General features: G+C 71.5%; 26 protein-coding genes, 1 tRNA gene and 1 pseudogene. 15 read left to right on the top strand and 13 right to left on the bottom strand.

Annotation, left to right across the window (positions count from 1 at the left end):
* Nucleotides 1-6: 6 nt before the first annotated feature.
* The gene (locus R3F55_06295; GenBank protein ID MEZ5667030.1) at nucleotides 7-654 is read right to left on the bottom strand and encodes a PilZ domain-containing protein; all 648 of its coding nucleotides are present in this window, start codon (nucleotides 652-654) and stop codon (nucleotides 7-9) included.
* Between the two features lie 337 nt (nucleotides 655-991).
* Between R3F55_06295 and R3F55_06290 the strand changes: the two genes are divergently transcribed.
* The 11 genes and pseudogenes from R3F55_06290 (at nucleotide 992) to R3F55_06240 (ending at nucleotide 12,892) form a co-directional block, all read left to right on the top strand.
* Entirely contained in the window at nucleotides 992-2,152 is a 1,161-nt protein-coding gene (locus tag R3F55_06290) for an acyl-CoA dehydrogenase family protein (GenBank protein MEZ5667029.1), read from the top strand.
* Nucleotides 2,153-2,185: 33 nt separating this feature from the next.
* Nucleotides 2,186-2,587, top strand: coding sequence for a RidA family protein (locus R3F55_06285; protein ID MEZ5667028.1), 402 nt, complete (start codon nucleotides 2,186-2,188; stop codon nucleotides 2,585-2,587).
* Nucleotides 2,584-3,195: a 2-hydroxychromene-2-carboxylate isomerase gene (locus R3F55_06280; protein MEZ5667027.1), complete on the top strand. Its 612-nt coding sequence runs from the start codon at nucleotides 2,584-2,586 to the stop codon at nucleotides 3,193-3,195. Before R3F55_06285 ends, R3F55_06280 begins: the two co-directional genes overlap by 4 nt.
* 122 nt (nucleotides 3,196-3,317) lie before the next feature.
* Nucleotides 3,318-4,814: pseudogene (locus R3F55_06275) on the top strand (carboxyl transferase domain-containing protein).
* Between the two features lie 4 nt (nucleotides 4,815-4,818).
* Nucleotides 4,819-5,604 (top strand): enoyl-CoA hydratase-related protein, encoded by a 786-nt coding sequence (locus R3F55_06270; protein ID MEZ5667026.1) that lies wholly within the window; start codon nucleotides 4,819-4,821, stop codon nucleotides 5,602-5,604.
* Between the two features lie 12 nt (nucleotides 5,605-5,616).
* Entirely contained in the window at nucleotides 5,617-6,552 is a 936-nt protein-coding gene (locus R3F55_06265) for a potassium channel family protein (GenBank protein MEZ5667025.1), read from the top strand.
* Nucleotides 6,545-8,530, top strand: coding sequence for a biotin carboxylase N-terminal domain-containing protein (locus R3F55_06260; GenBank protein MEZ5667024.1), 1,986 nt, complete (start codon nucleotides 6,545-6,547; stop codon nucleotides 8,528-8,530). Before R3F55_06265 ends, R3F55_06260 begins: the two co-directional genes overlap by 8 nt.
* Nucleotides 8,531-8,642: 112 nt before the next feature.
* The gene (locus R3F55_06255; protein MEZ5667023.1) at nucleotides 8,643-9,074 is read left to right on the top strand and encodes a DUF1489 domain-containing protein; all 432 of its coding nucleotides are present in this window, start codon (nucleotides 8,643-8,645) and stop codon (nucleotides 9,072-9,074) included.
* Nucleotides 9,075-9,155: 81 nt separating this feature from the next.
* On the top strand, nucleotides 9,156-10,220 hold the full coding sequence (locus R3F55_06250) for a BMP family ABC transporter substrate-binding protein (protein MEZ5667022.1): 1,065 nt from the start codon (nucleotides 9,156-9,158) through the stop codon (nucleotides 10,218-10,220).
* A 6-nt stretch (nucleotides 10,221-10,226) separates the two neighbouring features.
* Nucleotides 10,227-11,591 carry an amidohydrolase gene (locus R3F55_06245; GenBank protein ID MEZ5667021.1) on the top strand — a complete coding sequence of 455 codons (1,365 nt, stop codon included), beginning with the start codon at nucleotides 10,227-10,229 and terminating at the stop codon, nucleotides 11,589-11,591.
* Between the two features lie 92 nt (nucleotides 11,592-11,683).
* A complete protein-coding gene (locus tag R3F55_06240) occupies nucleotides 11,684-12,892 on the top strand; it encodes a Gfo/Idh/MocA family oxidoreductase (GenBank protein MEZ5667020.1) in 1,209 nt (402 codons plus the stop codon).
* A 241-nt stretch (nucleotides 12,893-13,133) separates the two neighbouring features.
* On the opposite strand, the gene R3F55_06235 is transcribed toward R3F55_06240, so the two are convergent.
* From R3F55_06235 to R3F55_06225, 3 genes are all read right to left on the bottom strand, one after another.
* On the bottom strand, nucleotides 13,134-13,625 hold the full coding sequence (locus R3F55_06235) for a GNAT family N-acetyltransferase (protein MEZ5667019.1): 492 nt from the start codon (nucleotides 13,623-13,625) through the stop codon (nucleotides 13,134-13,136).
* Nucleotides 13,622-15,031 (bottom strand): magnesium transporter, encoded by a 1,410-nt coding sequence (mgtE, locus tag R3F55_06230; GenBank protein ID MEZ5667018.1) that lies wholly within the window; start codon nucleotides 15,029-15,031, stop codon nucleotides 13,622-13,624. The genes R3F55_06235 and mgtE overlap by 4 nt, the downstream gene beginning before the upstream one ends.
* A gap of 82 nt (nucleotides 15,032-15,113) precedes the next feature.
* A tRNA-Leu gene (locus R3F55_06225) sits at nucleotides 15,114-15,200 on the bottom strand.
* Nucleotides 15,201-15,243: 43 nt separating this feature from the next.
* On the opposite strand from R3F55_06225, the gene lipB reads away from it, so the two are divergent.
* Nucleotides 15,244-15,963 carry a lipoyl(octanoyl) transferase LipB gene (lipB, locus tag R3F55_06220; GenBank protein MEZ5667017.1) on the top strand — a complete coding sequence of 240 codons (720 nt, stop codon included), beginning with the start codon at nucleotides 15,244-15,246 and terminating at the stop codon, nucleotides 15,961-15,963.
* A gap of 1 nt (nucleotide 15,964) precedes the next feature.
* Here lipB and R3F55_06215 read toward each other — a convergent pair whose 3' ends face one another.
* Complete coding sequence (locus tag R3F55_06215) at nucleotides 15,965-16,855, bottom strand: zinc ABC transporter substrate-binding protein (protein ID MEZ5667016.1); 891 nt, start codon at nucleotides 16,853-16,855, stop codon at nucleotides 15,965-15,967.
* 162 nt (nucleotides 16,856-17,017) lie between these two features.
* On the opposite strand from R3F55_06215, the gene R3F55_06210 reads away from it, so the two are divergent.
* Genes R3F55_06210 through R3F55_06200 form a run of 3 tightly spaced genes read left to right on the top strand, consistent with a single transcriptional unit; the run spans nucleotide 17,018 to nucleotide 19,060 of the window.
* Complete coding sequence (locus tag R3F55_06210; protein MEZ5667015.1) at nucleotides 17,018-17,521, top strand: Fur family transcriptional regulator; 504 nt, start codon at nucleotides 17,018-17,020, stop codon at nucleotides 17,519-17,521.
* 29 nt (nucleotides 17,522-17,550) lie between these two features.
* Nucleotides 17,551-18,273, top strand: coding sequence for a metal ABC transporter ATP-binding protein (locus tag R3F55_06205; protein MEZ5667014.1), 723 nt, complete (start codon nucleotides 17,551-17,553; stop codon nucleotides 18,271-18,273).
* Nucleotides 18,266-19,060, top strand: a complete 795-nt coding sequence (locus R3F55_06200; protein MEZ5667013.1) for a metal ABC transporter permease — start codon at nucleotides 18,266-18,268, stop codon at nucleotides 19,058-19,060. The genes R3F55_06205 and R3F55_06200 overlap by 8 nt, the downstream gene beginning before the upstream one ends.
* A gap of 9 nt (nucleotides 19,061-19,069) precedes the next feature.
* On the opposite strand, the gene R3F55_06195 is transcribed toward R3F55_06200, so the two are convergent.
* From R3F55_06195 to R3F55_06160, 8 genes are read right to left on the bottom strand one after another with little or no spacing between them, the layout of a single operon-like run.
* Nucleotides 19,070-19,468, bottom strand: coding sequence for a VOC family protein (locus R3F55_06195; protein MEZ5667012.1), 399 nt, complete (start codon nucleotides 19,466-19,468; stop codon nucleotides 19,070-19,072).
* A 3-nt stretch (nucleotides 19,469-19,471) separates the two neighbouring features.
* A complete protein-coding gene (locus tag R3F55_06190; protein ID MEZ5667011.1) occupies nucleotides 19,472-19,768 on the bottom strand; it encodes an acylphosphatase in 297 nt (98 codons plus the stop codon).
* Nucleotides 19,761-20,468, bottom strand: a complete 708-nt coding sequence (locus tag R3F55_06185) for an ATP12 family protein (GenBank protein MEZ5667010.1) — start codon at nucleotides 20,466-20,468, stop codon at nucleotides 19,761-19,763. The genes R3F55_06190 and R3F55_06185 overlap by 8 nt, the downstream gene beginning before the upstream one ends.
* Complete coding sequence (locus tag R3F55_06180) at nucleotides 20,465-21,145, bottom strand: HAD-IA family hydrolase (protein MEZ5667009.1); 681 nt, start codon at nucleotides 21,143-21,145, stop codon at nucleotides 20,465-20,467. The genes R3F55_06185 and R3F55_06180 overlap by 4 nt, the downstream gene beginning before the upstream one ends.
* Nucleotides 21,135-22,121, bottom strand: coding sequence for an RluA family pseudouridine synthase (locus R3F55_06175; protein ID MEZ5667008.1), 987 nt, complete (start codon nucleotides 22,119-22,121; stop codon nucleotides 21,135-21,137). Before R3F55_06175 ends, R3F55_06180 begins: the two co-directional genes overlap by 11 nt.
* Nucleotides 22,118-22,504, bottom strand: a complete 387-nt coding sequence (gene crcB / locus R3F55_06170; protein ID MEZ5667007.1) for a fluoride efflux transporter CrcB — start codon at nucleotides 22,502-22,504, stop codon at nucleotides 22,118-22,120. The genes R3F55_06175 and crcB overlap by 4 nt, the downstream gene beginning before the upstream one ends.
* A complete protein-coding gene (locus tag R3F55_06165) occupies nucleotides 22,501-23,826 on the bottom strand; it encodes a replication-associated recombination protein A (protein ID MEZ5667006.1) in 1,326 nt (441 codons plus the stop codon). The genes crcB and R3F55_06165 overlap by 4 nt, the downstream gene beginning before the upstream one ends.
* 16 nt (nucleotides 23,827-23,842) lie before the next feature.
* Complete coding sequence (locus tag R3F55_06160) at nucleotides 23,843-25,333, bottom strand: trypsin-like peptidase domain-containing protein (protein ID MEZ5667005.1); 1,491 nt, start codon at nucleotides 25,331-25,333, stop codon at nucleotides 23,843-23,845.
* Nucleotides 25,334-25,464: the final 131 nt, after the last annotated feature.

Here is a 25,464-nt window from a genome sequence, read left to right as displayed (position 1 = left end):
CGGCGGTCAGGCCGCGTCCTCGTCGGCGGCGTTCAGCATGTTGAACTGGGCGCGCGGCAGTACCGCGCTCAGCCGCTCGGCGATGCGGTCCGGATCCTCGTCGAAGATGATCGCCATCTCGTCGTCGCGGGCCCAGGCGACCCGGCCTTCAAGGATGCCGAGACGGTCGATCTGCAGGCGAACGGACGCGCCGTCTACCGACTCCACCGGGGCGGTCAGGCGCAGGCGCGCGCCCTCGGTCGACACGTTCAGCACCATGCATGCCAGGTCGTCGTGGTCGGCATCGAACAGCACCCGGCCGGACCACAGCACGGAGACGCGGATGGTACGCCGCCGGTCGCTGGGCAGGTTGGCCGGCTTCGCCTCGAGCTGCATCTGCTGCGCCGTCTCGCGCGATTCGTAGTCGAACTCGACGCCGACCTCGCGGTCGGCACGCCAGACCACATAGCCGGTCAGGTCCGGATAGCCGTCGACCTGCACGGTGACGGCGTCCAGTGTCGCCGGCACGCTGTCCAGCCGCAGCCGGGCGCCGCCGATGGAGATGTTGATGATTTCGCAGGCGTGGCTGCCGCCGCCGGCGGCCAGCCGGCCGGCGATCAGCACCGCGGTGCGTACATGCCGCTGACGCTCTTGCCCCGTCGCCGGCGCGTTCATCTGCCACTCCGAACCCTGCGCCCGACTCGCCGATGCACCGCGCACCGGGATGGCGTTCTCCAAACCTACGCCACATCCCTTGCGCGATGCTTAACGGCGGCGCCAATGTACAGCGCGGTCGCGTATTGAATTCGCGCCGCCCGTGCATTGTCGCGGCCCGCATGTCCCCGCACGGGCGGCCGCCGTCGGACCCATCGCCGAATCCCCGCATCCCGCCCGCGTCGCGCCGTTCGCCGGCAACCCGGGGCCGGCCGATGCTTGCGTCGCCCGCCGCCGGGCTGCACAAATACGCCGAGCGCGCGCCGGCACCGCCGGTGGCGGCGGAAGGATGCCGGTCATGGTGACCATGCTCAGCTTCGGCCTTGACGAAACCGCGACGCTGCTGCGCGACACGGTCGCCCAGTTCGCGGCGGCCGAGATCGCGCCGCGCGCGCAAGCCATCGACCACGACAACCTGTTCCCGCGCGACCTGTGGCCCCGGCTCGGCGCGCTCGGCCTGCTCGGGCTGACCGTCGGGGAGGCCGACGGCGGCGCCGGCATGGGCTATCTCCACCATGTCATCGCCATGGAGGAGATCAGCCGCGCCTCCGCGGCGGTCGGCCTGAGCTACGGCGCCCATTCCAACCTGTGCGTCAACCAGATCCGCCGGTTCGGCACCGCCGCGCAGAAGGCGCGCTATCTGCCCGGCCTGATTTCCGGCGATGCGCTCGGCGCCCTGGCGATGAGCGAGGCCGGCGCGGGCTCGGACGTGGTCTCGATGCGCTGCCGGGCCGAGCTGCGCGGCGACCACTACCTGCTGAACGGCACCAAGATGTGGTGCACCAACGGCCCGCATGCCGACGTGCTGGTGGTCTATGCCAAGACCGACCCGGACGCCGGCAAGCGCGGCATCACCGCCTTTCTGATCGAGCGCGACATGCCGGGTTTCAGGCCGGCGCAGAAGCTGGACAAGCTCGGCATGCGCGGGTCGGACACCGGCGAGCTGGTGTTCCACGACTGCGCGGTGCCCGCCGCCAACGTGCTCGGCGAGGCCGGCAACGGCGTCGCCATCCTGATGAGCGGCCTCGACTACGAGCGCGTGGTGCTCGCCGGCGGGCCGCTCGGCATCATGCAGGCGGCCCTCGACCTGGTGCTGCCCTATGTCCACGATCGCCAGCAGTTCGGCCGGCCGATCGGCGCCTTCCAGCTGATGCAGGCCAAGCTGGCCGACATGTATGTCGCGCTGAACTCGGCCCGGGCCTACGTCTATGCCGTCGCCGCCGCCTGCGACCGCGGCGAGACCACCCGCAAGGACGCCGCGGGCGCCATCCTCTATGCCTCCGAGCAGGCCACCCAGGTGGCGCTGCAGGCGGTGCAGGCGCTGGGCGGCAACGGCTACATCAACGACTATCCGGCCGGCCGGCTGCTGCGCGACGCCAAGCTCTACGAGATCGGCGCCGGCACCAGCGAGATCCGCCGCATGCTGATCGGCCGCGAGCTGTTCGAGGAAGGCGGGTGAGCGTGCACGCGAGCTACTCCGCGGACGACGTCGATGCGCGGTAGCCGCATCTCCTCCGGCTCGCACTTCGAGGAGCTGGCCGGCTATGCCCGCGCCGTGGTCGACGGCGAGTGGGTGATGGTGTCCGGCACCACCGGCTTCGACTATGCGACCGGCGCCATCAGCGACGACGTCGGCGCGCAGACCGAGCAATGCTTCCGCAACATCGCCGCGGCACTCGACCAGGCCGGCTGCACCCTGGCCGACCTGCTCCGCATCCGGATCTATCTCGCCGATGCCGCAGATTTCGACGTGGTCGCGCCGATCGTCGGCCGCCACTGCCGCGCGGCGCGGCCGGCGAACACGACGCTTGTCGCCGGCATGGTCGACCCCCGGATGAGAGTCGAGATCGAGGTCACCGCCCGCCGCAATCCGCCTGCCGGAGACATCCTGTGACCCTGCCCGCCACGCCGATCGAGTTCTGGTTCGATTTCTCCAGCCCCTACGGCTATCTCGCCGCCCAGCGCATCGACGACGTCGCCGCCGCGAACGGCAGCACGGTCGCCTGGCGCCCGTTCCTGCTCGGCGCGCTGTTCAAGCTGACCGGCTCTTCGCCGCTGCTCGACCAGCCGCTGAAGGGCGACTACGCGCGACACGACATGGCGCGCTCGGCGCGGCGCACCGGGGTGCCTTTCCGCCTGCCCGACCCATTTCCCTTCTCCGGCGTTGCGGCCTCGCGGGCGTTCTACTGGCTCGACGGGTCGGATCCGTCCGCCGCCGTGGCCTTCGCCAAGCGCGCCTACGCGGCCATCTTCGGCGCGGGCCGCGACCTGTCGAAGCCGCCGGCCGTGGTCGACGTCCTTGCCGACTGCGGCCACGACCGCGCCGCCGCCGAGGCCGGCATCGCCGACCCGGCGGTGAAGGAGCGGCTGCGCGCGGCGGTCGACAGCGCCATCGAGCGCAAGATCTTCGGCTCGCCCTACTTCCTGGTCGGCGACGATCCGTTCTGGGGCGTCGACCGCCTGCCGGACCTGGCGGCGTGGATCGAACAGGGCGGCTGGTAGCCGGCGGCGCGCGGGTGGCGATCCTCAGTTCCAACCTGGCTGCCAACGACGCCGACACCCAGGCCCGTGCCGCGCGCGTGCGAACGCTCTGCGACGACCTGCACCGCCAGATCGCCGCGGCGGCCCTTGGCGGCGGCGAGGCCGCCCAGCAGACCCTGCGCGACCGCGGCAAGCTGCCGGTCCGTGCGCGCATCGACCGCCTGCTCGACCCCGGCGCGCCGTTCCTGGAGCTGTCGCCGCTCGCCGCCGGCGGCCTGTACGAAGATGCCGCGCCCGGCGCCGGCCTGGTCACCGGCATCGGTCTCGTCGCCGGCCGGCTGGCGATGATCGTGGCCAACGACCCGACGGTGAAGGGCGGCACCTATGTCCCGCTGACGGTGAAGAAGCACCTGCGCGCCCAGGAGATCGCGGCGGAGAACCGGCTGCCCTGCATCTACCTGGTCGAATCCGGCGGCGCCAACCTGCCGCACCAGGCCGAGGTGTTTCCCGACCGCGACCATTTCGGCCGGATCTTTTACAACCAGGCCACCATGTCGGCGGCCGGCATCGCGCAGATCGCGGTGGTGTTCGGCTGGTCCACCGCCGGCGGCGCCTATGTCCCGGCGATGGCCGACTATGCCGTCATCGTCCGCGGCCAGGGCGCGATCTTCCTCGGCGGGCCGCCGCTGGTGCAGGCGGCAACGGGCGAGCGGATCAGCGCCGAGGAACTGGGCGGTGCCGACGTGCATGCCCGGCTGTCCGGCGTGGTCGATGCGGTGGCCGACGACGACGCGCACGCGATCGCGCTGGCCCGCGAGGCGATGGCCGCGGTGCCGGCCTGCGTCGCGGCGACGCCGGACCGCGCGGCCCTGCCGCCGCGCCATTCCGTCACCGAGCTCGATGCGGTGGCCCCGGTCGACCTGCATCGCCAGCTGGACATGCACGAGATCCTGGCCCGGATCGTCGACGACAGCCGGTTCGACGCATTCAAGCCGCACTATGGCGAAACCTTGCTCACCGGATTTGCCCATATTGCCGGACATCACGTTGGAATCATTGCTAATAATGGGATTCTGTTCGCGGAGTCGGCGCTGAAGGCGACGCATTTCATCGAGATCTGCGCCCAGCGGCATATCCCATTGATCTTCCTGCACAATATCTCCGGATTCATGGTCGGCCGCGAGTACGAGGCCGGCGGCATCGCCAAGCACGGCGCCAAGATGGTCGCCGCGGTCGCCTGCGCCCGGGTGCCGAAGATCAGCCTGCTGGTCGGCGGCTCGTTCGGCGCCGGCAACTACGCCATGTGCGGACGTGCCTACGGCCCGCGGTTCCTGTTCGCCTGGCCGACCGCGCGCATTTCGGTGATGGGCGGCGAGCAGGCCGCCAGCGTGCTGGCAACGGTGCGCCGCAACGCCATGGAAGCAAAAGGCGAATCCTGGCCGGCCGGGGACGAGGACGCGTTCCGCCAGCCGATCCTGCACCGCTACGAGGCCGAGGGCAGCCCCTATTACGCCACCGCGCGACTGTGGGATGATGGCATCATCGACCCGAGATCGACTCGCGACGTGCTCGGGCTTGCCCTCGGCATCGTGCGGCAGGCGCCGGCCGAGCCGACGCGATTCGGCGTGTTCCGGATGTAGGCCCGTGACCGACCAGCCCATACTGCTCGACGTGGACGGCGCGATTGCCAGGCTGACGCTGAACCGGCCCGAGAAGCGCAACGCCTTCGACGACGGGCTGATCGGTGCGCTCGACGACGGCCTCGCCGCGATCGAGGCCGACGACCGGATCCGCGCCGTCATCCTGACCGGCGCCGGCGACCATTTCAGCGCGGGCGCCGACCTGGGCTGGATGCGGCAGGCGGGCGCGCAGGGCCCGGAGGAGAACCGGGCGAGCGCCCATGCCTTCGCCGAAGCGGTTGCCCGCCTCGACCAGCTGCCGGTGCCGACGGTCGCGGTGGTCCGCGGCGCCACCTATGGCGGCGGCGTCGGTCTGGTCTGCGCCTGCGACATCGCTCTCTGCGACCTGAGCGCGCGCTTCTGCCTGTCCGAGGTCCGGCTCGGGCTCGCGCCGGCGGTGATCGGGCCCTATGTGGTCCGCGCTCTCGGCCAGAGCTGGGCCCGGCGACTGATGCTGACGGCGGAGGTGGTGCCGGCCGACATGGCCCGTGCGGTCGGCCTGGTGCAGGAGATCGCGGCGGACCCCGATGCGCGTGCGGCCGAACTGGCCGGCCTGCTGCTCGCCGGCGCCCCGGGCGCGCAGGCGGAGGCGAAGGCGCTGGTCCGGCGTGCGGCCGGCCCGGTCGACGATGCGCTGCGCGGCTTCACCGCCGACCTGATCGCGCGCCTGCGCGCCGCGCCGGAGGGGCGCGAGGGCCTCGACGCCTTCTTCGCCAAGCGGCCGCCGTCCTGGGCGGGCAGGGACAGCTGACGGGCCGGGGCGGTGGCCATCAACCTGCGCGATCACTGGATCACCAGCCACGTCGCCACTGCGACCTTCGCCATCCTGATCACCCTGGCGACCGGCGAGGTCGCCGGCCATCAGCTCAGCATCGTCATCTTCGCCACCATCCTCGCCGGCTATGCGGTCATCTACCGGCTGGTACCGCACAGTCGGCTGTTCAACCTGGCGATGACCAACGGGCTGGTGATCTATGCCTGCCTGTTCGTCTTCTTCGTGTCGGCCAACTTCGCCGACGTGCCCGACTGGGCCTTGATGATCGGCATGCCGATGCCGGTGATCGGCTTCATCGGCGGCACCTGGGTCCATCGCGCCGACATCGAGACGACGATCCGCAACCGCCAGGCGGTCGGCGGGCGCCAGGTGCCGAAGTTCTGGCGCTGGCTGAGCCCGATCGCGCTGATCGGCGTCGCCACCTTCTTCACCAACACGGTGGCGATGGCTCCGCTCCTGCATGCCGCGGCGATGTTGGCGGCGATGACCGGGATCGCCGCGATCGCGGCCTGGCTGGCCCGCGATATCGCGGTGTTCCTGATCGACACCGGGCTGATCTTCGAATCCTTCTGGCGCGGGCTGACCTTCGTCACCGCGCCGGCCTTCGCCTTCATCACCTTCTACATGTTCAACGTGATCGTGTTCGCCGCGCTCTACCGGCTGATCGATCGCTACTCGCTGGCCTCGCACTTCCGCATCGACGGCGTCGCCCGCGACATGACCTTCGCCGAATGCCTGTATTTCTCGGTGGTGACGCTGTCGACCGTGGGCTACGGCGACATCGTGCCGGCCAGCGACAGCGCGCGCCTGATCGTGTCGCTGCAGGTGGTGCTGGGCGCGGTGCTGGTGCTGATCGGCGTGTCGGAAATCCTCAACTACGCCCGCAACCGCGGCTCCGGACCGCATGGCGGCGATCGTGGCTGAGCCGCCGGCCCGGCCGTTCGACAGCCTGCTGATCGCGAACAGGGGCGAGATCGCCTGCCGCATCGCCGACACGGCACGCAGGATGGGGCTGCGCACGATCGCCGTGTTCAGCGACGCCGATGCCGGCGCCCGCCACGTCCGCCGCTGCGACGAGGCGGTGCACATCGGTCCCGCCGCGCCGGGCGAGAGCTACCTCGACCCCGCCCGCATCCTGGCCGCTGCCCGCGTTGCCGGCGCCGGGGCGATCCACCCCGGCTACGGCTTCCTGGCCGAGAATGCGGGTTTCGCCGAGGCCTGCGCCGCCGCCGACATCGTCTTCGTCGGGCCGCCGGCCGCGGCGATGCGGGCGATGGGATCGAAGGACGCCGCGCGGATGCGCATGGCCGCGGCCGGCGTGCCGGTCACGCCGGGCTATGACGGCAACGACCAGTCCGAGACCGGCTTCGCCGCTGGCGCGACCGCGATCGGCTTCCCGCTGCTGGTCAAGGCGACGGCCGGCGGCGGCGGGCGTGGCATTCGCCTGGTCGAATCGCTGCAGGACCTCGCCGACGCCCTGCGCCAGGCCCGCGCCGAGGCCCAGGCCGCCTTCGGCGACGGCCGGCTGCTGCTGGAACGCTTCGTCGCCGGCGCCCGTCACGTCGAGGTCCAGATCGTCGCCGACCGCCACGGCAACGTCGTCCACCTGCACGACCGCGACTGCTCGATCCAGCGACGCCGACAGAAGCTGGTCGAGGAGGCGCCGGCGCCGGCCATCGCCGCGCCGGTCCGCGCCGCCATGGCCGAGGCCGCGGTGACCTGCGCCCGCGCCGTCGACTACCGCGGCGCCGGCACGGTCGAGTTTCTGTTGTCGCCAGATAATTCGTTCTATTTCATGGAGATGAACACCAGACTTCAGGTGGAGCATCCGGTCACCGAGGCGGTTACCGGCATCGACCTGGTCGCCTGGCAGTTGACGGTCGCCGCCGGCGCGCCGCTGCCGTGTCGGCAACACGAGATCGCGGTCAACGGCCACGCCGTCGAAGCGCGCGTCATCGCCGAAGACCCGGCCCGCGGTTTCGCGCCGGATCCCGGCCCGCTCGCGCTCGCCGCCTGGCCGCACGGCGGTGTCCGTGTCGACACCGGCTACGAGGCCGGCGACAGCGTGCCGGGCGCCTATGACTCGCTGCTGGCCAAGCTGGTGGTGCACGGCCTCGACCGCACCGATGCCTGGCGCGGCCTCGCCTCGGCGCTGCGCGACACCGCGGTCGGTCCCGGAGCCAGCAACCTCGGCCTGCTCGCCGCCATTGCCGGCGACCCGGCACTGCGGGCCGGACCGGTCGACATCGGCTGGCTAGAGCGCGCCCTGCCCGCGCTGCTCGCCGGTCTGCCGGACCGTCGCGCCGACGCGCTGGCCCTCGCCGCCTGGCACCTGCTGCGGCCGTCGTCGGGCGACGGCGACCCCTGGTCGCGACGCGACGGCTGGCGCGTGTCCGGCCGTGGCACGGCCGCGCTGACGCTTGCGGTCGACGGCGCCGCGGCCGCCGACCTCGCCGTCGCCTACCGCCCACGGGGCCTGGCGCTGCGCGGCGATGGCATCGACCTCGACCTGCGCGAAGACCGCGATGACGGCGGCCTGCTTCGGCTGGTGTGCAACGGCCGTGCGATTGCCGGCCATGTGCTGCCGCACGACAACGCGCTGGCGGTGCTGACCGGCGGCGCCCGGCACGTCGTGTCACGTCCTGCCCCGCGTGCCGGCAGCGATGCCGCCGCCGGCGACGGCCGCATCCGTGCGCCGCTGCCCGGCCGCGTCCAGGCGGTTCACGTCCGGCCCGGCGCCGCGGTCGCGGCCGGCGCGCCCCTGCTGGCGCTGGAAGCGATGAAGACCCTGCACGCGCTGGCCGCCGACCGCGACGGCGTGGTCGAGACCGTCGGCTGCGCCGTCGGCGACCAGGTCGCGCGCGGCGATCTGCTGGTTGTCATCGCGCCGGCTTCCGACTAACACCGGCATGCGGATCCGAAGCGTCGGCAGCCTCCGCATCGACGATACAGCCAACGGGTGGTCATCGAATAAAATGTTCATAAACAGACCACTATTGCCTTGATCTCATCTTATGGTTGATCTCGTCAAGCTGTGCGTCGGCGCCGAGGGCATTGCCGACCTGAAGGCCTATCACGCCGCCCGCTGGGCCGAGACCTCGCCGGACCGCGGCGCGTTCCGCATCTTCCACGGCACCCGCAACACGCCGAAGCTGGCCGACGAGATTCTCGCGTCCGGCGGTTCGCTCTACTGGGTGATCCAGGGGGCGATCGCCTGCCGGCAGCGGATCACCGGCTTCGAGCGCACCACCCGCGACGACGGCCAGCCCCTGTGCCTGATCGGCCTGGAGAACCGCCATGTCCCGACCGAGGCCTGGCCGATGCGGCCGTTCCAGGGCTGGCGCTATCTGAAGCCGGACCGGCGCCCGCCCGATGCCGCCGACTGGGTCGGCGAAGCGCCGCCGGAGGAGATGGCGCGCGAACTGCGCGCGCTTGGCCTGATCTGATCGACAGCGGTTTTCGGCGCCGCTAGCATCGGTTGGCGCGTGCCGCTCGCCTGGCGCGCAAGGGAACTGGGGGAGAGGATGATGCACAGGACGCTGGCGGCCGGGCTGGCCGCCGCGGCGGTCGCGACCGCGACCACCGCCTTCGCCGAGCCGCTGAAGATCGGCTTCGTCTACAACAGCCCGATCGGCGACGGCGGATGGACCTACCAGCACGACCAGGGCCGGCTGGCGCTGGAGGCGGCGCTGGGCGACGCGGTGGAGACCAGCTACGTGGAAAGCGTGGCCGAGGGCGACGCGGCCCGTGTCATGCGCCAGATGGTCGAGAACGGCGCCGGCCTCGTGTTCGCCACCTCGTTCGGGTTCATGAACCCGATGGCCGAGGTGGCGGCGAGCTATCCCGACGCGGTGTTCGAGCACGCCACCGGCTACACACTGCTCGACAACATGGGCGTCTACCATGCCCGCGCCTACGAGGCGCGTTACCTGTCCGGCATCGCCGCGGGCAGCGTCAGCCAGAGCGGCGTCGCCGGCTTCATCGCCTCCTTCCCGATCCCCGAGGTCATCCGCGGCATCAACGCGTTCACCCTCGGCATGCGCTCGGTCAACCCCGAGGCGACGGTCAAGGTGATCTGGATCTCGTCCTGGTACGACCCGGGCAAGGAAACCGAGGCGGCCCAGGCACTGATCGCCCAGGGCGCAGACGTGATCTCGCAGTTCACCGACTCGCCGGCGCCGACCATCGCGGCCCAGGAAGCCGGCGTCTGGTCGATCTCGGTCGGCTCCGACCGATCCAGCTACGGCCCGGACGCCCACCTGACCTCGGTCGTCTACAACTGGGCCGGCTTCTACGAGGAAACGGCCCGTGCCGTGATCGACGGCACCTGGCAGTCGGCCAACGTCTGGGGCGGCTTCGACCGCGGCATGATCGAGCTCGCCCCGCTGCACGCCGGGGTCCCCGACGACGCGCGCGCGCTGATCGAGGACAGGCGCGCCGCGATCGCCGCCGGCACCGCACATCCCTTCGCCGGGCCGGTGGCCGACCAGGACGGCACCGTCCGCATCGCGGCCGGCGCCGTGGCCGATGACGGCATGCTGCTGGGGATGGACTGGTACGTCGAGGGCGTCGACGACCGGCTGCCGAACTAGCCGGGCATGGCCCGTACCCTGATCGAGAATGCGCTGGTCGTCACGATGGACGACCGGCGCCGGGTGCTCGACCCGGGCACGGTGCTGGTCGACGGCGACCGCATCGCGGCGGTCGGTGCGCCGGGCGAGCCCGGCCTTGCCGCCGCCGATGCCGTGCGGATCGACGCGTCCGGCCACATCCTGATCCCGGGCCTGGTCAACACACATGTCCACCTGTCGCAGCAGCTCGGCCGCGGGCTGGGCGACGACGTCGACCTGTTGACCTGGCTGCACGACCGCATCTGGCCCTATGAGAGCAGCCTGACCCACGACGACCAGCTGATCTCGTCGCTGCTGTGCATGGCCGAGCTGGTGCGCTCCGGCGTCACCACCTTCTGCGAGGCCGGCGGCCAGCATGTCGACGCCATGGGCAGCGCCGTCGAGCAGGCCGGCCTGCGCGCCGTGCTGTGCCAGTCGACGATGGATTCCGGCGAGGGCCTGCCCGAGCGCTGGGTGCTGCCGACCCGGGAATGCCTTGACCGCCAGTTGCAGCAGCACCGGCGCTGGCAGGGCGCCGCCGACGGCCGGATCCGCCACTGGTTCGGCCTGCGCACCCTGTTCAACTGTTCCGACGAACTGGTGCGCGGCACCGTGGCACTGGCGCGCGCGCACGGCACCGGCATCAACATGCACCTGGCCGAGGTGATCGACGAGGTCCGCTTCGTCGAGGCCCGCTTCGGCGAGACCCCGGTCGCCCACATGGCGCGGCTCGACGCGCTCGGACCCGACCTGCTGGCGGTGCACACGGTCTGGCTGACCCCGCGCGACATCGACTTGTTCGTGCTGCACGACGTCAAGGTCAGCCACAACCCGGCCGCGGCCATGCGCGTGCTCGGCTTCGCCCCGGTGCCGGAGATGGTCGCCAAGGGCCTGTGCGTAACGCTGGGCACCGACGGCGCCCCATCGAACAACCGCATGGACCTGATCGACGAGATGTGGCTCGCCGGGCTGATCCACAAGGGCCGCTGGCTCGACCCGACCGTGATGCCGGCGGAGACCATCCTGGAGATGGCGACCGTCAACGGCGCCCGCGCATTGGCCTGGGACGACCAGATCGGCAGCCTCGCCGCCGGCAAGAAGGCCGACCTCGTGCTGATCGACCCGCGCAGCGCCGGCACGCTGCCGCTGCACGACCCGGTCGCCGGGCTGGTTAGCGCCATGCACGCCGCCAATGTCCGCTCGGTGATGATCGACGGGCGCTGGGTGCTGCGGGACGGCGCCATCGCCACCTTCGACGAGGCCGCCGTCCTGGCCGAGGCCGCAGAGCGCGCCGACGCCGTCCGCCAGCGCGCCGGCATCGTCCTGCCGCCCCGTTTCGCCAGGCAGCGCTGACGGCCGGGGCCGGGACGTCCCCGTCGGCCCGTTTCCACCGGCGTCCGAAACGATTAGAACGAACGAAACCATACTCATCGGGGAGGGAAACCATGAGCGGCGACAACATCGCCAACCAGGCCGGCTTCGAGACCTGGGGTCGGCGCCTGCGGCTCGGCTTCGTCGGCGGCGGCAAGGGCGCCATGATCGGCACGATCCAGGCCACCGGTGCCCGCATCACCAACCGCTGGGAAGTGGTCGCCGGCGCATTGTCGGCCCGGCCCGAGGTGGCCGTCGAATCCGGCCGGGCCTGGCACCTGGCCGAGGATCGCATCTACACCGACTATCGCGAGATGGCAGCGAAGGAGAAGCAGCGGCCGGACGGCATCGACGCGGTCTGCGTCGTCACCCCGAACGACAAGCACCATGCGATGTGCTGCACCTTCCTCGACGCCGGTTACGACGTCATCTGCGACAAGCCGCTGACCACGACGCTGGACGACGCCATCGACCTCGTCCGCCGGGTGCGCAAGGCCGGGGTGGTGTTCGGCGTCACCCATGCCTTCGCCGCCAACGCCATGGTCCGCCAGATGCGCGACATGGTCGCCGCCGGCGCTGTCGGTCGCATCCGCCAGATCCACGTTGCCTATTTCGACGAGTTCCTTGCCTTCCCCGGCGCCGAGGAAACCAAGCAGTTTTCCTGGCGCATCGACCCGGCCCAGTCCGGCGCGGCCAGCACCGCGGCCGACATCGGCACCCATGCGTGGCACCTGTCCACCTTCGTCAGCGGCCTGGAGATGCAACAGGTGCGGGCCGAGTTCCACACCTGCAGCCGGCCGAAGCCGATGGAGGACACCGCATTCATGCACGTGCGCTTCGCCGGCGGCGTGCCCGGCACGCTGAACGTAACCCAGGTCGCGGCCGGCGAGCGCGGCGGGCTGCACCTGCGCATCTATGGCGACGACGGCCGGCTGGAATGGCTGCAGAGCGAATCTGAGAAGCTGCGCTACACCCGCCTGGGCGAGGCCGAGCAGATCATCACCCGCGGTGTCGGCGGCAGCATGGCGGATTCGACCCAGCGCTACGTCACCCTGCCCCGCGGCTATGCCGAGGGCTGGTTCGAGGCCTGGGCCAATCTCTATGCCGAGTTCGCCGTCGCCATCGCCGCGCGCCGCGACGGCCGCACCCTGCCTGCCGGCCACGTCGCGTTCCCGACCGTCGAGGACGGCGCCCGCGGCATCAAGTTCGTCACCGCCGCCGTCAAATCCAACGCCGAGGGCGGCAGCTGGCAGGACTGCACGCTGGACCTCAGCGCACTCTGACCCGGCGGCCCGCGATGACGGAGGGGCATGGCGCTACCGGCCTGCCGCGCGGACAACGAGGACCTCGCGCCGCCCGCTGCCCCACCCGCCGTCGTTGCGAGGCGCGCAGCGCCGCGGCAATCCAGGGCAACCGCACAGCCGCACCTGCGCCCAGCCTGGATCGCCGCGCCGGCTTGCGGCTGGTGGCAATGGCGGTGCCGGCACAACCGGCGTGGGACAAGCTCGCGGGTGGAGAGGTCGGCTACGGGCCCAGCCGCTTCTCGAAGTGGAACTCCGTCGTGTTCGACAGGTCGTGCAGGTCGCGGGTGCGGCCGGTCCGGGTGTAGCCGAGGCCGCGGTAGAACCGGTGCGCGGTCTCGAAGCGGGTGTCGGACCACAGCTCGATCCGGGCGGCGCCGCGGTCGCGCGCCGCCGCCTCCACCAGCGCGGTCAGCCGCCGGCCGAGCCCGCCGCGGCGGGCGTCCGGATGGACGTAGAGCTTGTGCAGCTCGACCGTGGCGGTGGCGGGATCGAAGGCGTAGCCGACGATGCCGTGCAGCGCCGCGCCGCGCCAGGCCGTCCAGAACCTGCCGTCCTTGGCGCGGAAATGGCTGGCCGGGTGGCGCAGGCCGGGCTCTTCCAGGTCGACGTCGAGGATCACGCCGGGATAGGCCGACCAGCACAGGTCGACCAGCGCGATCACCGCGTCGCTGTCGGCGTCGCGGCCGTCGCGGATGACGATGCCGTCGCTCACAGCAGGAACACCGTGGCCAGGCCGAGGAACGCCAGGAACCCGACGATGTCGGTGACGGTGGTCAGGAACACGCTCGAGGCGACCGCCGGGTCGACGCCCAGCCGTTCCAGCCCCAGCGGAATGAACGCGCCGAAGAAGGCGGCGGCCAGCAGGTTCAGCACCATCGCTGCGCCGATCACCGCGCCGATCTGCCACGACGAGAACCAGAAGAATGCGATCGCGCCCATGATCAGCGCGAAGCTGAGCCCGTTGATCAGCCCGACCATCACCTCCTTGAAGATTACCCGCCAGGCGTTGGAGGGCGACAGCTCGCGGGTGGCGAGCGCGCGCACCGCCACGGTCAGGGTCTGGGTCCCGGCATTGCCGCCCATCGAGGCGACGATCGGCATCAGCACGGCCAGCGCCACCACCGCGGCGATGGCATCCTCGAACAGCCCGATCACCACCGAGGCCGCGATCGCGGTCAGCAGGTTGATGAACAGCCAGGTGAAGCGCGACCGAGTCGTGTTGAGCACGGCGGAGAACACGTCGGACTCCTGCACGCCGGCCAGCTTCAGCATGTCCTCCTCGGCCTCCTCGCCGACCACGTGCACGATGTCGTCCACCGTGATCATGCCCAGCAGACGCCCGTCGGCGTCGATCACCGGCGCGTCGACCAGACCGTACTGGCGGAACAGGAACGCCACCTCCTCCTGGTCCATGTCGACCGGGATGCGCTTGATGTCCTCCTTCATCAGCTCGGCGATTTTCACCTTGCGCCGGCTGCGCATGATCCGGCTCAGCGCCACCGCGCCGACCAGCTGCATCTTCGGGTCGACGACGAACAGGTCGTAGAACTCGTCCGGCAGGCTCTCGTCGTCCTTGCTGTCGCGCAGGTGATCGATGGTCTCGCCGACGGTCCAGAACTGCGGCACCATCACGAAGGCGCGCTGCATCAGCCGGCCGGCCGACTCCTCGGGATAGGTCAGGCCCTGCTCGACCAGCGCGCGGTCGGGCGCCGGCAGCTCGGCCAGCACCTCGCGCTGCTGGGCGGTGTCGAGATCCTCGATGATCTCGAGCGCGTCGTCGGTGTCGAGCTCGGCCAGCGCCGCCGCGATCTCCGACGCCGGCAACAGGTCGACCAGTTCCTCGCGGACCTGATAGTCGAGGTGGCTGAGGGTCTCGGGCAGCAGCGACGGGCCGATCGCCTTGATCAGCAGTTCGCGCCGCTCGCCGCCCAGCCGCTCGATCAGGTCGGCGACGTCGGCGGCATGCAGCTCGGCGGTGAGGCGGGCGACCTCGTCGAAGCGCTTGGTGTCGATCGCCTCGACGATCGCGCGGGTGACCTCGTCGGTCAGGCCATAGAGGTCTTCAGCCTCTTCGGTCTCCGGGGCCTGGATCGGGTCTTGCCGCGCGGCTTCGGCCATTGGCTTGCCTCGGGTCCGAACCTGGTACAAAACAAGGCCCGTGGTGAAGCCCACGGGCCCGACATAGCAAAGCTAGTTCAGATGGTGCGGTCGAGAAGACTCGAACTTCCACGGGGTTTCCCCCACAGCGACCTCAACGCTGCGCGTCTACCAATTCCGCCACGACCGCCCAGGCGCCCGTTCGCACGCCATGTGCCGTGCGGAGATAGCAAATGGCGCTGACCAGCGCAAGCCAAGCCCTGGAAATCTGCCGGCTTCGCGACCGGCCCGCGGCGCCGGTGGAATGGCGGATCGCGGAGCGGCCGGTGGCCTATCCCGATGCGCTTGCCGCGATGGAGGCCCGGGTCGCCGCGATCCGCGCCGGCACCGCGGCGGAGCTGGTCTGGCTGCTCGAGCACCCGGCGCTCTACACCGGCGGCACCAGCGCCCGGCGCGAGGACCTGCTATGGCCCGACCGGTTCCCGGTCTACCAGACCGGCCGTGGCGGCCAGTACACCTATCACGGCCCCGGCCAGCGGGTGGCCTATGTCATGCTCGACCTCGACCGGCGCGGCCGCGACATCCGCTGCTTCGTGCATGACCTGGAGCAGTGGCTGATCGAGGCGCTGTCGCGCTTCAACCTGCGCGGCGAGCGGCGCGACGGCCGTGTCGGCATCTGGGTCGCCCGCGGCGGCGGTCGCGAGGACAAGGTCGCGGCGATCGGCGTGCGCGTGCGCAAGTGGGTCAGCTTCCACGGCATCGCGCTCAATGTCGACCCGGACCTGAGCCACTTCCGCGGCATCGTCCCGTGCGGCATCGAAGCCGGTGCCGAGTCGCCCTATGGCGTCACCTCGCTGGTCGATCTCGGCCTGCCGGTGACCATGACCGACGCCGACCTTGCCCTGCGCGAGGCGTTCGAGGCGGTGTTCGGCGCACCGACCGTGCCCGCCTGAGCTACCCGCCGAGGCAGCCGGCGAGACTGTCGGCCAGTCCGTTCATCAGCGCGAAATAATCCTCCTGCGCGTCGCCGCCGGCCACGCCCAGCGGGTCGAGCGTGCCGGCACGCACGCCGGTGTCGGCGACGATGGTCTCGATCAGCGCCGGCCGGAACTGCGGCTCGGCGAACACGCAGACCGCGCCGGTGGCGCGGATCCGCGCCTCGATCTCAGCCAGCCGCGCCGCACTGACCGGCGCCTCCGGGCTGACCGTCACCGAGCCCACCGGCGAGAGCCCGTAATGCGCCTCAAGATACTGGAAGGCGTCGTGGAAGACCACATAGGGCCGGTCGCGGAGGGAGGCGAAGCGCGCGGCGAGTGCGGCGTCGAGGGCGCCGATCCGCAACTGCAGCGCTTCGGCGTTGGCGGCGTATGCCTCGGCATTGGCCGGGTCGATCGCGCCGAGGGTGTCAGCGACGGCCGCGACCATCGCGATCGCATTGTCGGGGTCGAGCCACAGGTGGTGGTCGATCAGTTCTTCGCCGTCTTCGTCGTGCGCCGCATCGCCATGATCGCCTTCGCCATGCGCATCGCCGTCTTCCTCACCGGCGGCATGATCGTGCGCCTCCCACAGCCCGCCTTCGCGCACCGGCAGCGGCACGATGCCGGGCGCGTCCGTCATCGCCAGCACGGCGGCGTCGCCGGCCAGTGCCGCCAGCGGCTCGGTCAGGAACCCCTCCATGCCGCTGCCGATCCAGAAGACGGCGTCGGCCTCGGCCAGCGTCCGCGCCTGCGACGGGCGCAGGGCATAGCCATGCGGCGAGCCGCCATCCTCCACCAGCAGGGTCGGCGAGCCGACGCCGTTCATCACGCCGGCGACCAGGCCGTGCAGCGGCAGGATGCTGGTCACGACGGCCGGTCCCTCCGCCGCCGCACCCGTCGCCATCGTCGAACCTGCACCGACAGCCGCCGCCAGAAGCCACTTCCGCACCGCCGATCCCCCCGATCCCGATTGAGTGTGATGTTATCACATATCTGGAAAGCCATGCATTGTTATGTTATCTCATCGGACATGGCAAGACAGAAGGCTGAGACCGATGGCCACGGGTTCCCGCAGCCCGATCACGACCACCGGCATTGCATCGACCAGGCGCTCGGAGCGGCAGAGGCGCTGTGCGCGGCACGCGGCGTGCGTCTGACCGACCAGCGCCGCGCCGTGCTGAGGCTGCTGCTGGAGGACCACGCGCCGCGCGGCGCCTATGAGATCATGGACCGCCTCGACTGGGGCGAACGCCGGCCGGCGCCGGCGCAGGTCTATCGCGCGCTGGAGTTCCTGCAGGAGCAGGGGCTGGTCCACCGGCTGGCCAGCATCAACGCCTTCGTCAGCTGCTGGACCCCCGATCGGCCGCACGGCGCGCAGTTCCTGATCTGCCGGGACTGCGGCACCGTGGCGGAGATGGCCGACGAGACCGTGGAGCGCGCCATCGTGCACGCGGCGGGCGATGCCGGCTTCAAGGTGACCGCGCCGACGGTCGAGATCGCGGGCATCTGCCCCAACTGCGCCGCGGGCTCGTAATGGACGCCATGGCGCCCGGGATGGGCCCGATGCGGGCCGGCGAGCCGCTGATTCGCGCCGAGGGGCTGGGCGTGCGCGCGCAGGACCACTGGGTCCTGCGCAATGTCGACATCGCGGTCGCCAGCGGCGAGATCGTCACCCTGATCGGGCCCAACGGCGGCGGCAAGACCACGCTGGTCCGCGCACTGCTCGGGGTCGCGCACATCCATCGCGGCACCGTCGTCCGCCGGCCGGGCCTGACCGTCGGCTACGTGCCGCAACGGCTGCGCATCGACCCGACCTTGCCGCTGACCGTGCGCCGGATGATGACGGCGACGTCGCGCCACGACGGTGCCGAGCTGCGGCAAGCGCTGGAGGCGACCGGGGTCGCCCACACCCTCGACCGCCCGGTGCAGCGGCTGTCGGGCGGCGAGCTGCAGCGGGTGCTGCTGGCCCGCGCGATGATGCGCAAGCCGGCGCTGCTGGTCCTCGATGAGCCGGTCCAGGGCGTCGACTATGCCGGCGAGGCGGCGCTCTACCAGCTGATCGCCGACACCCGCGCGCGCACCGGCTGCGGCGTGCTGATGGTCTCGCACGACCTGCACATCGTCATGGCCGCCACCGACCGCGTGGTCTGCCTCAACGGCCATGTCTGCTGCACCGGCAGCGCCCATGACGTCAGCGGCTCGCCGGAATACCGCGCCCTGTTCGGTCCGCGCGCGGTCGATGCCATCGCGGTCTACGCGCACAAGCACGACCACGAGCATGTTTGACGATTTCTTCGTGCGCGCGCTGGCCGCAGCGGTCGGCGTCGCCGTTGTCGCCTGCCCGCTGGGCTGTTTCGTGGTCTGGCGGCGCATGGCCTATTTCGGCGACACCATGGCCCATTCGGCCCTGCTCGGCGTCGCGCTCGGCGTGGTCGCCGGGATCGATCTGACCGTCGGGGTCGCCATCGCCGCGATCCTGGTGGCGCTGGCACTCTACGGCCTGCAGCGGGCGGAGACCTTCGCCACCGACACCCTGCTCGGCATCCTCGCCCATGCCGCGCTGGCGATCGGCCTGGTCGTCATCGGCGTCACCGGCGGCATCCGTCTCGACCTGATCGGCTATCTGTTCGGCGACATCCTGGCGGTCGACGACGCCGCACTGGCGACGATATGGGCGGGCGGCGCCGGCGTGCTGGCGGTGCTGGCGCTGGCCTGGCGGCGGCTGCTGGCGATCACCATCGACCGCGACCTCGCCGCGGCGGAAGGCACCGCGCCGGCCCCGATCGAGCTGCTGTTCATGCTGCTGATCGCCATCGTGGTCGCGCTGGCGATGCAGATGGTCGGTATCCTGCTGATCACTGCCATGCTGATCATTCCGGCGGCCGCGGCCCGGCCGCTGGCACGCACGCCGGAACAGATGGCGATTGCCGCCGCGGGCATCGGCGCCAGCGCCGCCGTGCTCGGCCTGATCGCGTCGCTGCAGCTCGACACCCCGGCCGGCCCGTCGATCGTCGTGGTGGCGACGATGCTGTTCCTGGCCACCGCCGCGACGGCGGCGCTGCGCCGCGGCTGAGACCGCGGCCTACACCGCCGGATCGGCCTCAGGCAGCTGGACCAGCGACAGCACGTTGTCGTCGGGGTCCATGAAGTGGGCCAGCCAGCCGCCCCACGGCTGGCGCTCGGGCGGGTCGGCAAAGCGCACGCCCTGCTCGCTCAGCGACTGATACGCCTCCTCGATGTCGTCCACCGCCAGCGACGCGCCGACGAAGCGGCCGACCAGCCCCTCCTCGCCGTCCTCCTCCGGCGCGTCGGCCTCGACGATCAGGTCGGCGCCGTTCGCCAGCGGAAAAACGGCATAGCCGTCGTCGAGCGACACCGCTTCCGGCTGCAGGCCCAGCTGGTCGCGATAGAAATCGACCGCGCCGGCGATGTCGCTGACGAACACCCGCACCGCTGCCAGACGCATCCCGTTCCCCGCCATCGCCTACTCCGTCGGCCGCTGCGCGAAGCCCCGCCCGCGCGCCGGCACATCCGCCGCCGCCGGCTCGCCGGTCTCGACCCGGTCGACCCTCGCGCCGATCGGACCGCGGCGGCAAGCTTCGATCATCGCCGCGACCGCCGCCGCCGGCCCGGCGAACAGCGCCTCGACCGTGCCGTCGCGACGGTTGCGCACCCAGCCGTCGAGTTCGCGGCGCACCGCCTCGCGCACGATCCAGGCGCGAAAGCCGACGCCCTGGACGCGGCCGGCGATCCGCAGCAGCCACGCCTGCCGGTCAGTCATCGTCGGCCGCCGCCAGCAGCGCAAGCATCCGCACCGCCACGTCGAAGTCGGCCCGCCGCGCCGCCCGCGCGCCCGCAGCCTCGGCGTCCTCGCCCCACAGCCGCGCCTGGTGGGTCTCGTCGAGGATCGACGCCGCCCAGGCCGCATCCGACGTCACCGCACGGTCGACCACGGCGAGGGCCAATGCCACCGAACCCAGCACCGCGGTGAGGTTGGAAATCGCCGCCAGCGCGAAATCGTCCCGCGGCCTCAGCGCCGCGCGGATCGCCGCCAGCGAGGCCTCCGGCTGGCCGACCGGCGTCACCGCGTCGGTAACGGCCAGCGGCGCGTCGTGCTGACGCATCAGCCAGTCGAGCACCGGCTGCCAGGTCGCCTGCTGGCGCGCCGCCAGCTCCGGCTGCTCGGCCGTCCGGTAGCACAACAGATCGGTCGCGCCATAGCGCACGATCTGGTCGATCACCTCGTCGCGGCGATCCGGAACCAGGTCGATGGCGGCGTTGGCGATGCGGTTCAGCGGCATCGCGCGCATGTCGATCTTCTCGCCCTGCGCGTTCCATTCGGCACACAGCGCCTCGGCCAGGGCCTGACGCGGCAGGCACAGCGCACGCCGGCCCGGCGTGCGCACCGGCCGGCCGTCCAGCTCGACAGCCCAGCCGGCCTCGGTGCGCCGGCAACCCGCCTGCTTGAAGAACCGTTTCACCGCGCCACCAGGGCATCGAGCAGCCCCGGCACCTCGCTGAACCGCCGGGCGACGCCGGCGGCTCCGGCCTCGGCCAGCTCCTCTGGCGGGTGATAGCCCCAGGCGACCCCCAGCGACCGCGCGCCCGCGTTGGCGGCCATGGCGATGTCAAAGCCGGTGTCGCCGATCACCACGGTCCGCGACACCGCCACGCCGGTTTCGTCCAGCGCCCGGTAGACCATCTCCGGCGAGGGCTTGCCGGCCGCGTCGTCGGCGGTCTGCAGCGTCACGAACCGGCCGCGCAGGCCGTGGCGGTCGAGCGTCGAGACCAGTCCGCTGCGCGACTTGCCGGTGGCGATACCGAGCAGCCAGCCGGCCGCCGCCAGCACGTCGAGCGCGGCCAGTGCCCCGTCATAGAGCGGCTCGGCATGGTCCGGGTCGGCATGCAGCCGCAGGAACGTCTCGCGATAGCCGTCCACCGCCGCGTCCAGTTCCGAGCCTGGCAGCCCGCCGGCCAGCTTGGCGATCGCCATGTCCAGCCGCAGGCCGACGACGCGGCGAATCCGCTCCTCGTCCGGCGCCACCCGCCCGATTGCGGCGAAAGCGCCGCCCATCGACTGGATGATCGTGCGCTGGCTGTCGACCAGCGTGCCGTCGCAGTCGAACAGGGCCAGCCGCGGCGCGCCGTCAGTCGTCATCGACTTCCATCCGGTCGAAATCGGCCTCGTCGAAGCCGAAGAACTGCCAGGTCACCCGCAGATCCTCCGGCAGCGGGGCGGTCACCGCCAGCCGGCCGCCTGCCGGATGGGCGATGTCGATGCGGCGCGCGTGCAGGTGCAGGCGGTGGGCGATGTCAGCGCCGGTGATGAAGGCGTCGGCGCCGCCGTATTTGCCATCGCCCAGGATCGGCGCGCCGACCGCCGCGCAATGCACGCGCAGCTGGTGGGTGCGGCCGGTGCGCGGCCACAGGGCCAGCCAGGCCGCACGCTTGCCTGCCCTGTCGACGACCCGCATGTCGGTGATCGCGCGCTGCCCGCCTTCCGGATCGACCTCCATCTGCTCACCGGCGCGGCCCGTCTTCTTGCGCAAGGCCAGGTCGATGGTTCCCACCTCGCGGTCCGGGCCGCGGACGACGATCGCCCAGTACAGCTTCTCGGCGTCGCGAGCGCGGAACGACGCGGTCAGCGCACGGGCAGCGGGCGCCGACCGCGCCAGCAGCAGCACGCCGCTGGTGTCCTTGTCGAGCCGGTGGACCAGCCGCGGCCGCTCGGCGGCGTCGAATTGCAGCGCCTCCAGCATCGCGTCGAGATGGCGGGTCGTGCCGGTACCGCCCTGCACCGCAAGCCCGGCCGGCTTGGCGATGGCGATCACGTCGGCGTCGCGATGCAGCACCCAGCCGCGCACCTCGGCGATCTCGGCCGCCGTCAGCGCCGGCTGCGGCCGGGCCGGCGCGTCGGCGGTTGCCGGTTCGCCCAGCGGCGGGACGCGCACCACCTGGCCCGCCTGCAGCCGTTGGCTCGCCTTGGCGCGCTTGCCGTCGACGCGCACCTGGCCGGTGCGCAGCAGCTTTTCCAGGCGACCGTGGCTGAGCTGCGGCGCCAGGCGGCGGAACCAGCGGTCGAGCCGGACGTCGGCATCTTCGGCCGTCACGGTGTGCGAGGCGACACCGCTCATCCCAGCAGCCCCCGCATCAGGCGCATGCCGGCGAACAGGGCGGCGACGGAGAGCACGACCGAGGCCGCCACATAGGCGGCCGCCGGCCCGTAGGTCTTGCGCTCGATCAGCACGATCACATCCAGCGAGAAGGTGGAGAAGGTGGTGAAGGCCCCGAGGAACCCCACCACCAGCATTGCGCGCAGCTCCGGCGCCGGCGACCAGATCTGCGCGCCGAGCTCGACCAGCACGCCGAGCACGAAGGAACCGACAACGTTTACCGTCAGGGTGCCGTAGGGAAAGCCGACGCCGACCAGCGCGCCGACCGCGCTCATCGTCAGATAGCGCGCGACCGCGCCGGCGGCACCGCCGGCCGCCACCGCCGCCAGGGTCAGCGCGGTCACGGCTTCGCCTCGGCCGGTTCGGCCGGCGTCGCCGCCTGGCGGTCCTGGCGCAGGCGTTCCCAATAGGCCAGCCGCTTCAGCACCTCGCGCTCGAAGCCGCGCTCGACCGGCTCGTACAGCCGCCGCCGGCGCATGCCGTCGGGGAAGTAGTTCTGGCCAGAGAAGGCATCGGGCGCGTCGTGGTCGTAGTCGTAGCCGGCGCCGTAGCCCAGGTTCTTCATCAGGCGCGTCGGCGCGTTGAGGATGTGCTTGGGCGGCATCAGCGAGCCGGTCTCGCGCGCCGCCGCCCGCGCGTTCTTCTCCGCCCGGTAGGCCGCGTTCGATTTCGGCGCGGTGGCCAGGTAGATCGCGGTCTGCACCAGCGCGATCTCGCCCTCCGGCGTGCCCAGCCGCTCGTAGGTCTCCCAGGCGTTCAGCGCCTGGATTGCCGCCTGCGGGTCGGCCATGCCGACGTCCTCGTAGGCGAAGCGCAGCATGCGCCTGGCCACGTAGAGCGGGTCCTCGCCGGCCTCCAGCATGCGGGCGAGCCAGTAGAGCGCGGCATCGACGTCGGAGCCGCGCAGGCTCTTGTGCAGGGCGGAGATCAGGTTGTAGTGGCCGTCCTGCTTCTTGTCGTAGACCGGCGCGCGCCGCTGCACAAGCTGCGCCAGCCGCTGGGTGTCGACCGTACCGATGTCGGCCGGCAACGCGAACACCTCCTCGGCCAGGTTGAGCAGGAAGCGGCCGTCGCCGTCGGCCATTGCGCGCAGGGCCGCCCGCGCCTCGTCGTCCAGCGGCAGCGCGCGGCCCTCCAGCTCCTCGGCGCGGACCAGCAGCTTCTCCAGCGCGGCGTCGCCCAGCCGATGCAGCACCAGCACCTGCATCCGCGACATCAGCGCCGCATTGAGCTCGAACGACGGATTCTCGGTGGTGGCGCCGACCAGGATGACCGTGCCGTCCTCCACATAGGGCAGGAAGCCATCCTGCTGGGCGCGGTTGAAGCGATGGATCTCGTCGACGAACAGCAGCGTGCCCTGCCCAGCCAGCCGGCGCTCGCGCGCCTGCTCGAACGCCTTGCGCAGGTCGGCCACGCCGGAGAACACCGCCGACAGCGCGACGAAGGCCATGTCGGTGGCATCGGCCAGCAGGCGGGCGATCGTGGTCTTGCCGCAGCCTGGCGGGCCCCAGAGCACGATCGAGCTGAGCCGACCGGTCTTGACCATGCGGCCGATCGGCCCGTCAGGACCGAGCAGGTGGTCCTGGCCGACCACCTCAGGCAGCCGCTGCGGGCGCAGCCGGTCGGCCAGCGGTCGCGGCGCCTGGCTCTCGAACAGCGTGGCCACCGCAGCCCCGCGACGGCTAGCCGTGAATGCCGACGGTCAGCAGCTTGCCGTCGCGCACGAAGGCGATCTGCCATTCCGGCTGCGGTTCGGCGACGTTGCGCAGCAGGATGTCGACCGACTGCACCTCGCGGCCGTTGATGCCGACCACCACGTCGCCCTCATGCAGGCCGATGCGGGCGGCGGGCGAGCCGGGCTGGACGCCGGTCACCAGCGCGCCGCCGCGCATATGACCAAGATCATATTCGTTCATCAGCGCCTCGGTCAGCGTCACCACGACGGCGCCGGCCAGCGGATGCTGACCGTCCAGGGGCGTGCCCTCCGCCACCTCGGTCACGCTTGGCGGCAGGGCCAGCACGGCGCTGAGCTGGACCACGGTGCCGTCGCGCATCGCGACCAGGTCGACCTTGTCGTCGGCCTTGTGGGTGCCGATGCGGAAACGCAGCGCCTCGCCGTTCTCCAGCTCGTTGCCGTCGATCGACATCAGCACGTCGCCGACCTGCAGGCCGGCCAGCGCCGCTGGGCTGTCCGGCGCGACGCCGGTGACCAGCGCGCCGAACGGGCGCGCCAGGCCCACCGCGCTGGCCATCGCCGAGGTCACGTCCTCGGTGGTCACGCCCAGCCATGGCCGGGCGACGATGCCTTCGGCGATCAGCGCGCCGACCACGCTGCGCACCATGTTGACCGGGATCGCGAGCCCGATGCCGTGCGAGCCGCCGGACGAGGTGGTGATGATCTCGGAATTGATCCCGATCAGCCGGCCGTCCATGGCGATCAGCGCGCCGCCGGAGTTGCCGGGATTGATCGAGGCATCGGTCTGGATGAAGAACGCGTAGTCGGAAATGCCGATGTCGGTGCGGGCCAGCGCCGAGATGATGCCGCTGGTCACGGTCTGGCCGACGCCGAACGGGTTGCCGATCGCCAGCACGATGTCGCCGACCTTGGCCCGGTCGGAGTCGCCGAGCTCGAGATAGGTCAGCGGCCCGCCGGGCACGCGGATGCGCAGCACGGCCAGGTCGGTGCTCGGGTCGGTGCCGAGCAGCTCGGCGACGAACTCGCGGCGGTCGGACAAGGCCACCACGATGGTGTCGGCGCCGTCGACGACGTGGTCGTTGGTGACGACGATGCCGTCGGGCGAAACGATCACGCCGGAACCGAGCGACAGCGGCTCCTCCTCGGCCGGTTCGCTGTCCTCGCTGCCGAAGAAGCCGCCGAAGAACGGGTCGTCGCGCAGCCGGGTGCTGGGCTCGCCGTCGGCGGCCCCGCCGACGCGCACACTGGTGTAGATATTGACCACCGCCGGGGTCGCCAGTTCGACCAGCGGCGAGAACGACAGCTGGATCTGCGCCATGCTCTCCGGCACGACGACCGCGCCGGCGCCGCCCTCGCGCGGCGGCCATTCGATATCCGCCGCCAGCGCCTGCGCGCCGGCCAGCGTCAGCGCGGCCAGCGCCGCCGCATTCACCCATCGTCCAAGCCGGCACGCGCCGGCGCCGTTCCGCCCGTTCACGCGGTCATCTCCCCCATCGAGTACAACGCCCGCGGCGAAATCTAGCCGATTTGCCGCGCCGACCCAAAGCATCGCCGGCCGCCAAATGCAAAGGGCAGCCGTCGCCGGCTGCCCCCGCATCGTCAATCCGG

The organism is Alphaproteobacteria bacterium (assembly GCA_041396705.1).
Lineage (GTDB): Bacteria > Pseudomonadota > Alphaproteobacteria > CALKHQ01 > CALKHQ01 > CALKHQ01.
The sequence above is the reverse complement of the archived record's forward strand: the minus strand, read 5'-3'. Positions and strand labels throughout refer to the sequence as shown.

What these genes read in the sequence shown, in the direction of transcription:
- R3F55_06295 (MEZ5667030.1), bottom strand. Translation starts at nt 654, where the DNA reads ATGAACGCGCCGGCGACGGGGCAAGAGCGTCAGCGGCATGTACGCACC.
- R3F55_06290 (MEZ5667029.1), top strand. Translation starts at nt 992, where the DNA reads ATGGTGACCATGCTCAGCTTCGGCCTTGACGAAACCGCGACGCTGCTG.
- R3F55_06285 (MEZ5667028.1), top strand. Translation starts at nt 2,186, where the DNA reads ATGCGCGGTAGCCGCATCTCCTCCGGCTCGCACTTCGAGGAGCTGGCC.
- R3F55_06255 (MEZ5667023.1), top strand. Translation starts at nt 8,643, where the DNA reads ATGGTTGATCTCGTCAAGCTGTGCGTCGGCGCCGAGGGCATTGCCGAC.
- R3F55_06250 (MEZ5667022.1), top strand. Translation starts at nt 9,156, where the DNA reads ATGCACAGGACGCTGGCGGCCGGGCTGGCCGCCGCGGCGGTCGCGACC.
- R3F55_06245 (MEZ5667021.1), top strand. Translation starts at nt 10,227, where the DNA reads ATGGCCCGTACCCTGATCGAGAATGCGCTGGTCGTCACGATGGACGAC.
- R3F55_06240 (MEZ5667020.1), top strand. Translation starts at nt 11,684, where the DNA reads ATGAGCGGCGACAACATCGCCAACCAGGCCGGCTTCGAGACCTGGGGT.
- mgtE (MEZ5667018.1), bottom strand. Translation starts at nt 15,031, where the DNA reads ATGGCCGAAGCCGCGCGGCAAGACCCGATCCAGGCCCCGGAGACCGAA.
- lipB (MEZ5667017.1), top strand. Translation starts at nt 15,244, where the DNA reads ATGGCGCTGACCAGCGCAAGCCAAGCCCTGGAAATCTGCCGGCTTCGC.
- R3F55_06210 (MEZ5667015.1), top strand. Translation starts at nt 17,018, where the DNA reads ATGGCAAGACAGAAGGCTGAGACCGATGGCCACGGGTTCCCGCAGCCC.
- R3F55_06205 (MEZ5667014.1), top strand. Translation starts at nt 17,551, where the DNA reads ATGCGGGCCGGCGAGCCGCTGATTCGCGCCGAGGGGCTGGGCGTGCGC.
- R3F55_06200 (MEZ5667013.1), top strand. Translation starts at nt 18,266, where the DNA reads ATGTTTGACGATTTCTTCGTGCGCGCGCTGGCCGCAGCGGTCGGCGTC.
- R3F55_06195 (MEZ5667012.1), bottom strand. Translation starts at nt 19,468, where the DNA reads ATGGCGGGGAACGGGATGCGTCTGGCAGCGGTGCGGGTGTTCGTCAGC.
- R3F55_06190 (MEZ5667011.1), bottom strand. Translation starts at nt 19,768, where the DNA reads ATGACTGACCGGCAGGCGTGGCTGCTGCGGATCGCCGGCCGCGTCCAG.
- R3F55_06180 (MEZ5667009.1), bottom strand. Translation starts at nt 21,145, where the DNA reads ATGACGACTGACGGCGCGCCGCGGCTGGCCCTGTTCGACTGCGACGGC.
- R3F55_06175 (MEZ5667008.1), bottom strand. Translation starts at nt 22,121, where the DNA reads ATGAGCGGTGTCGCCTCGCACACCGTGACGGCCGAAGATGCCGACGTC.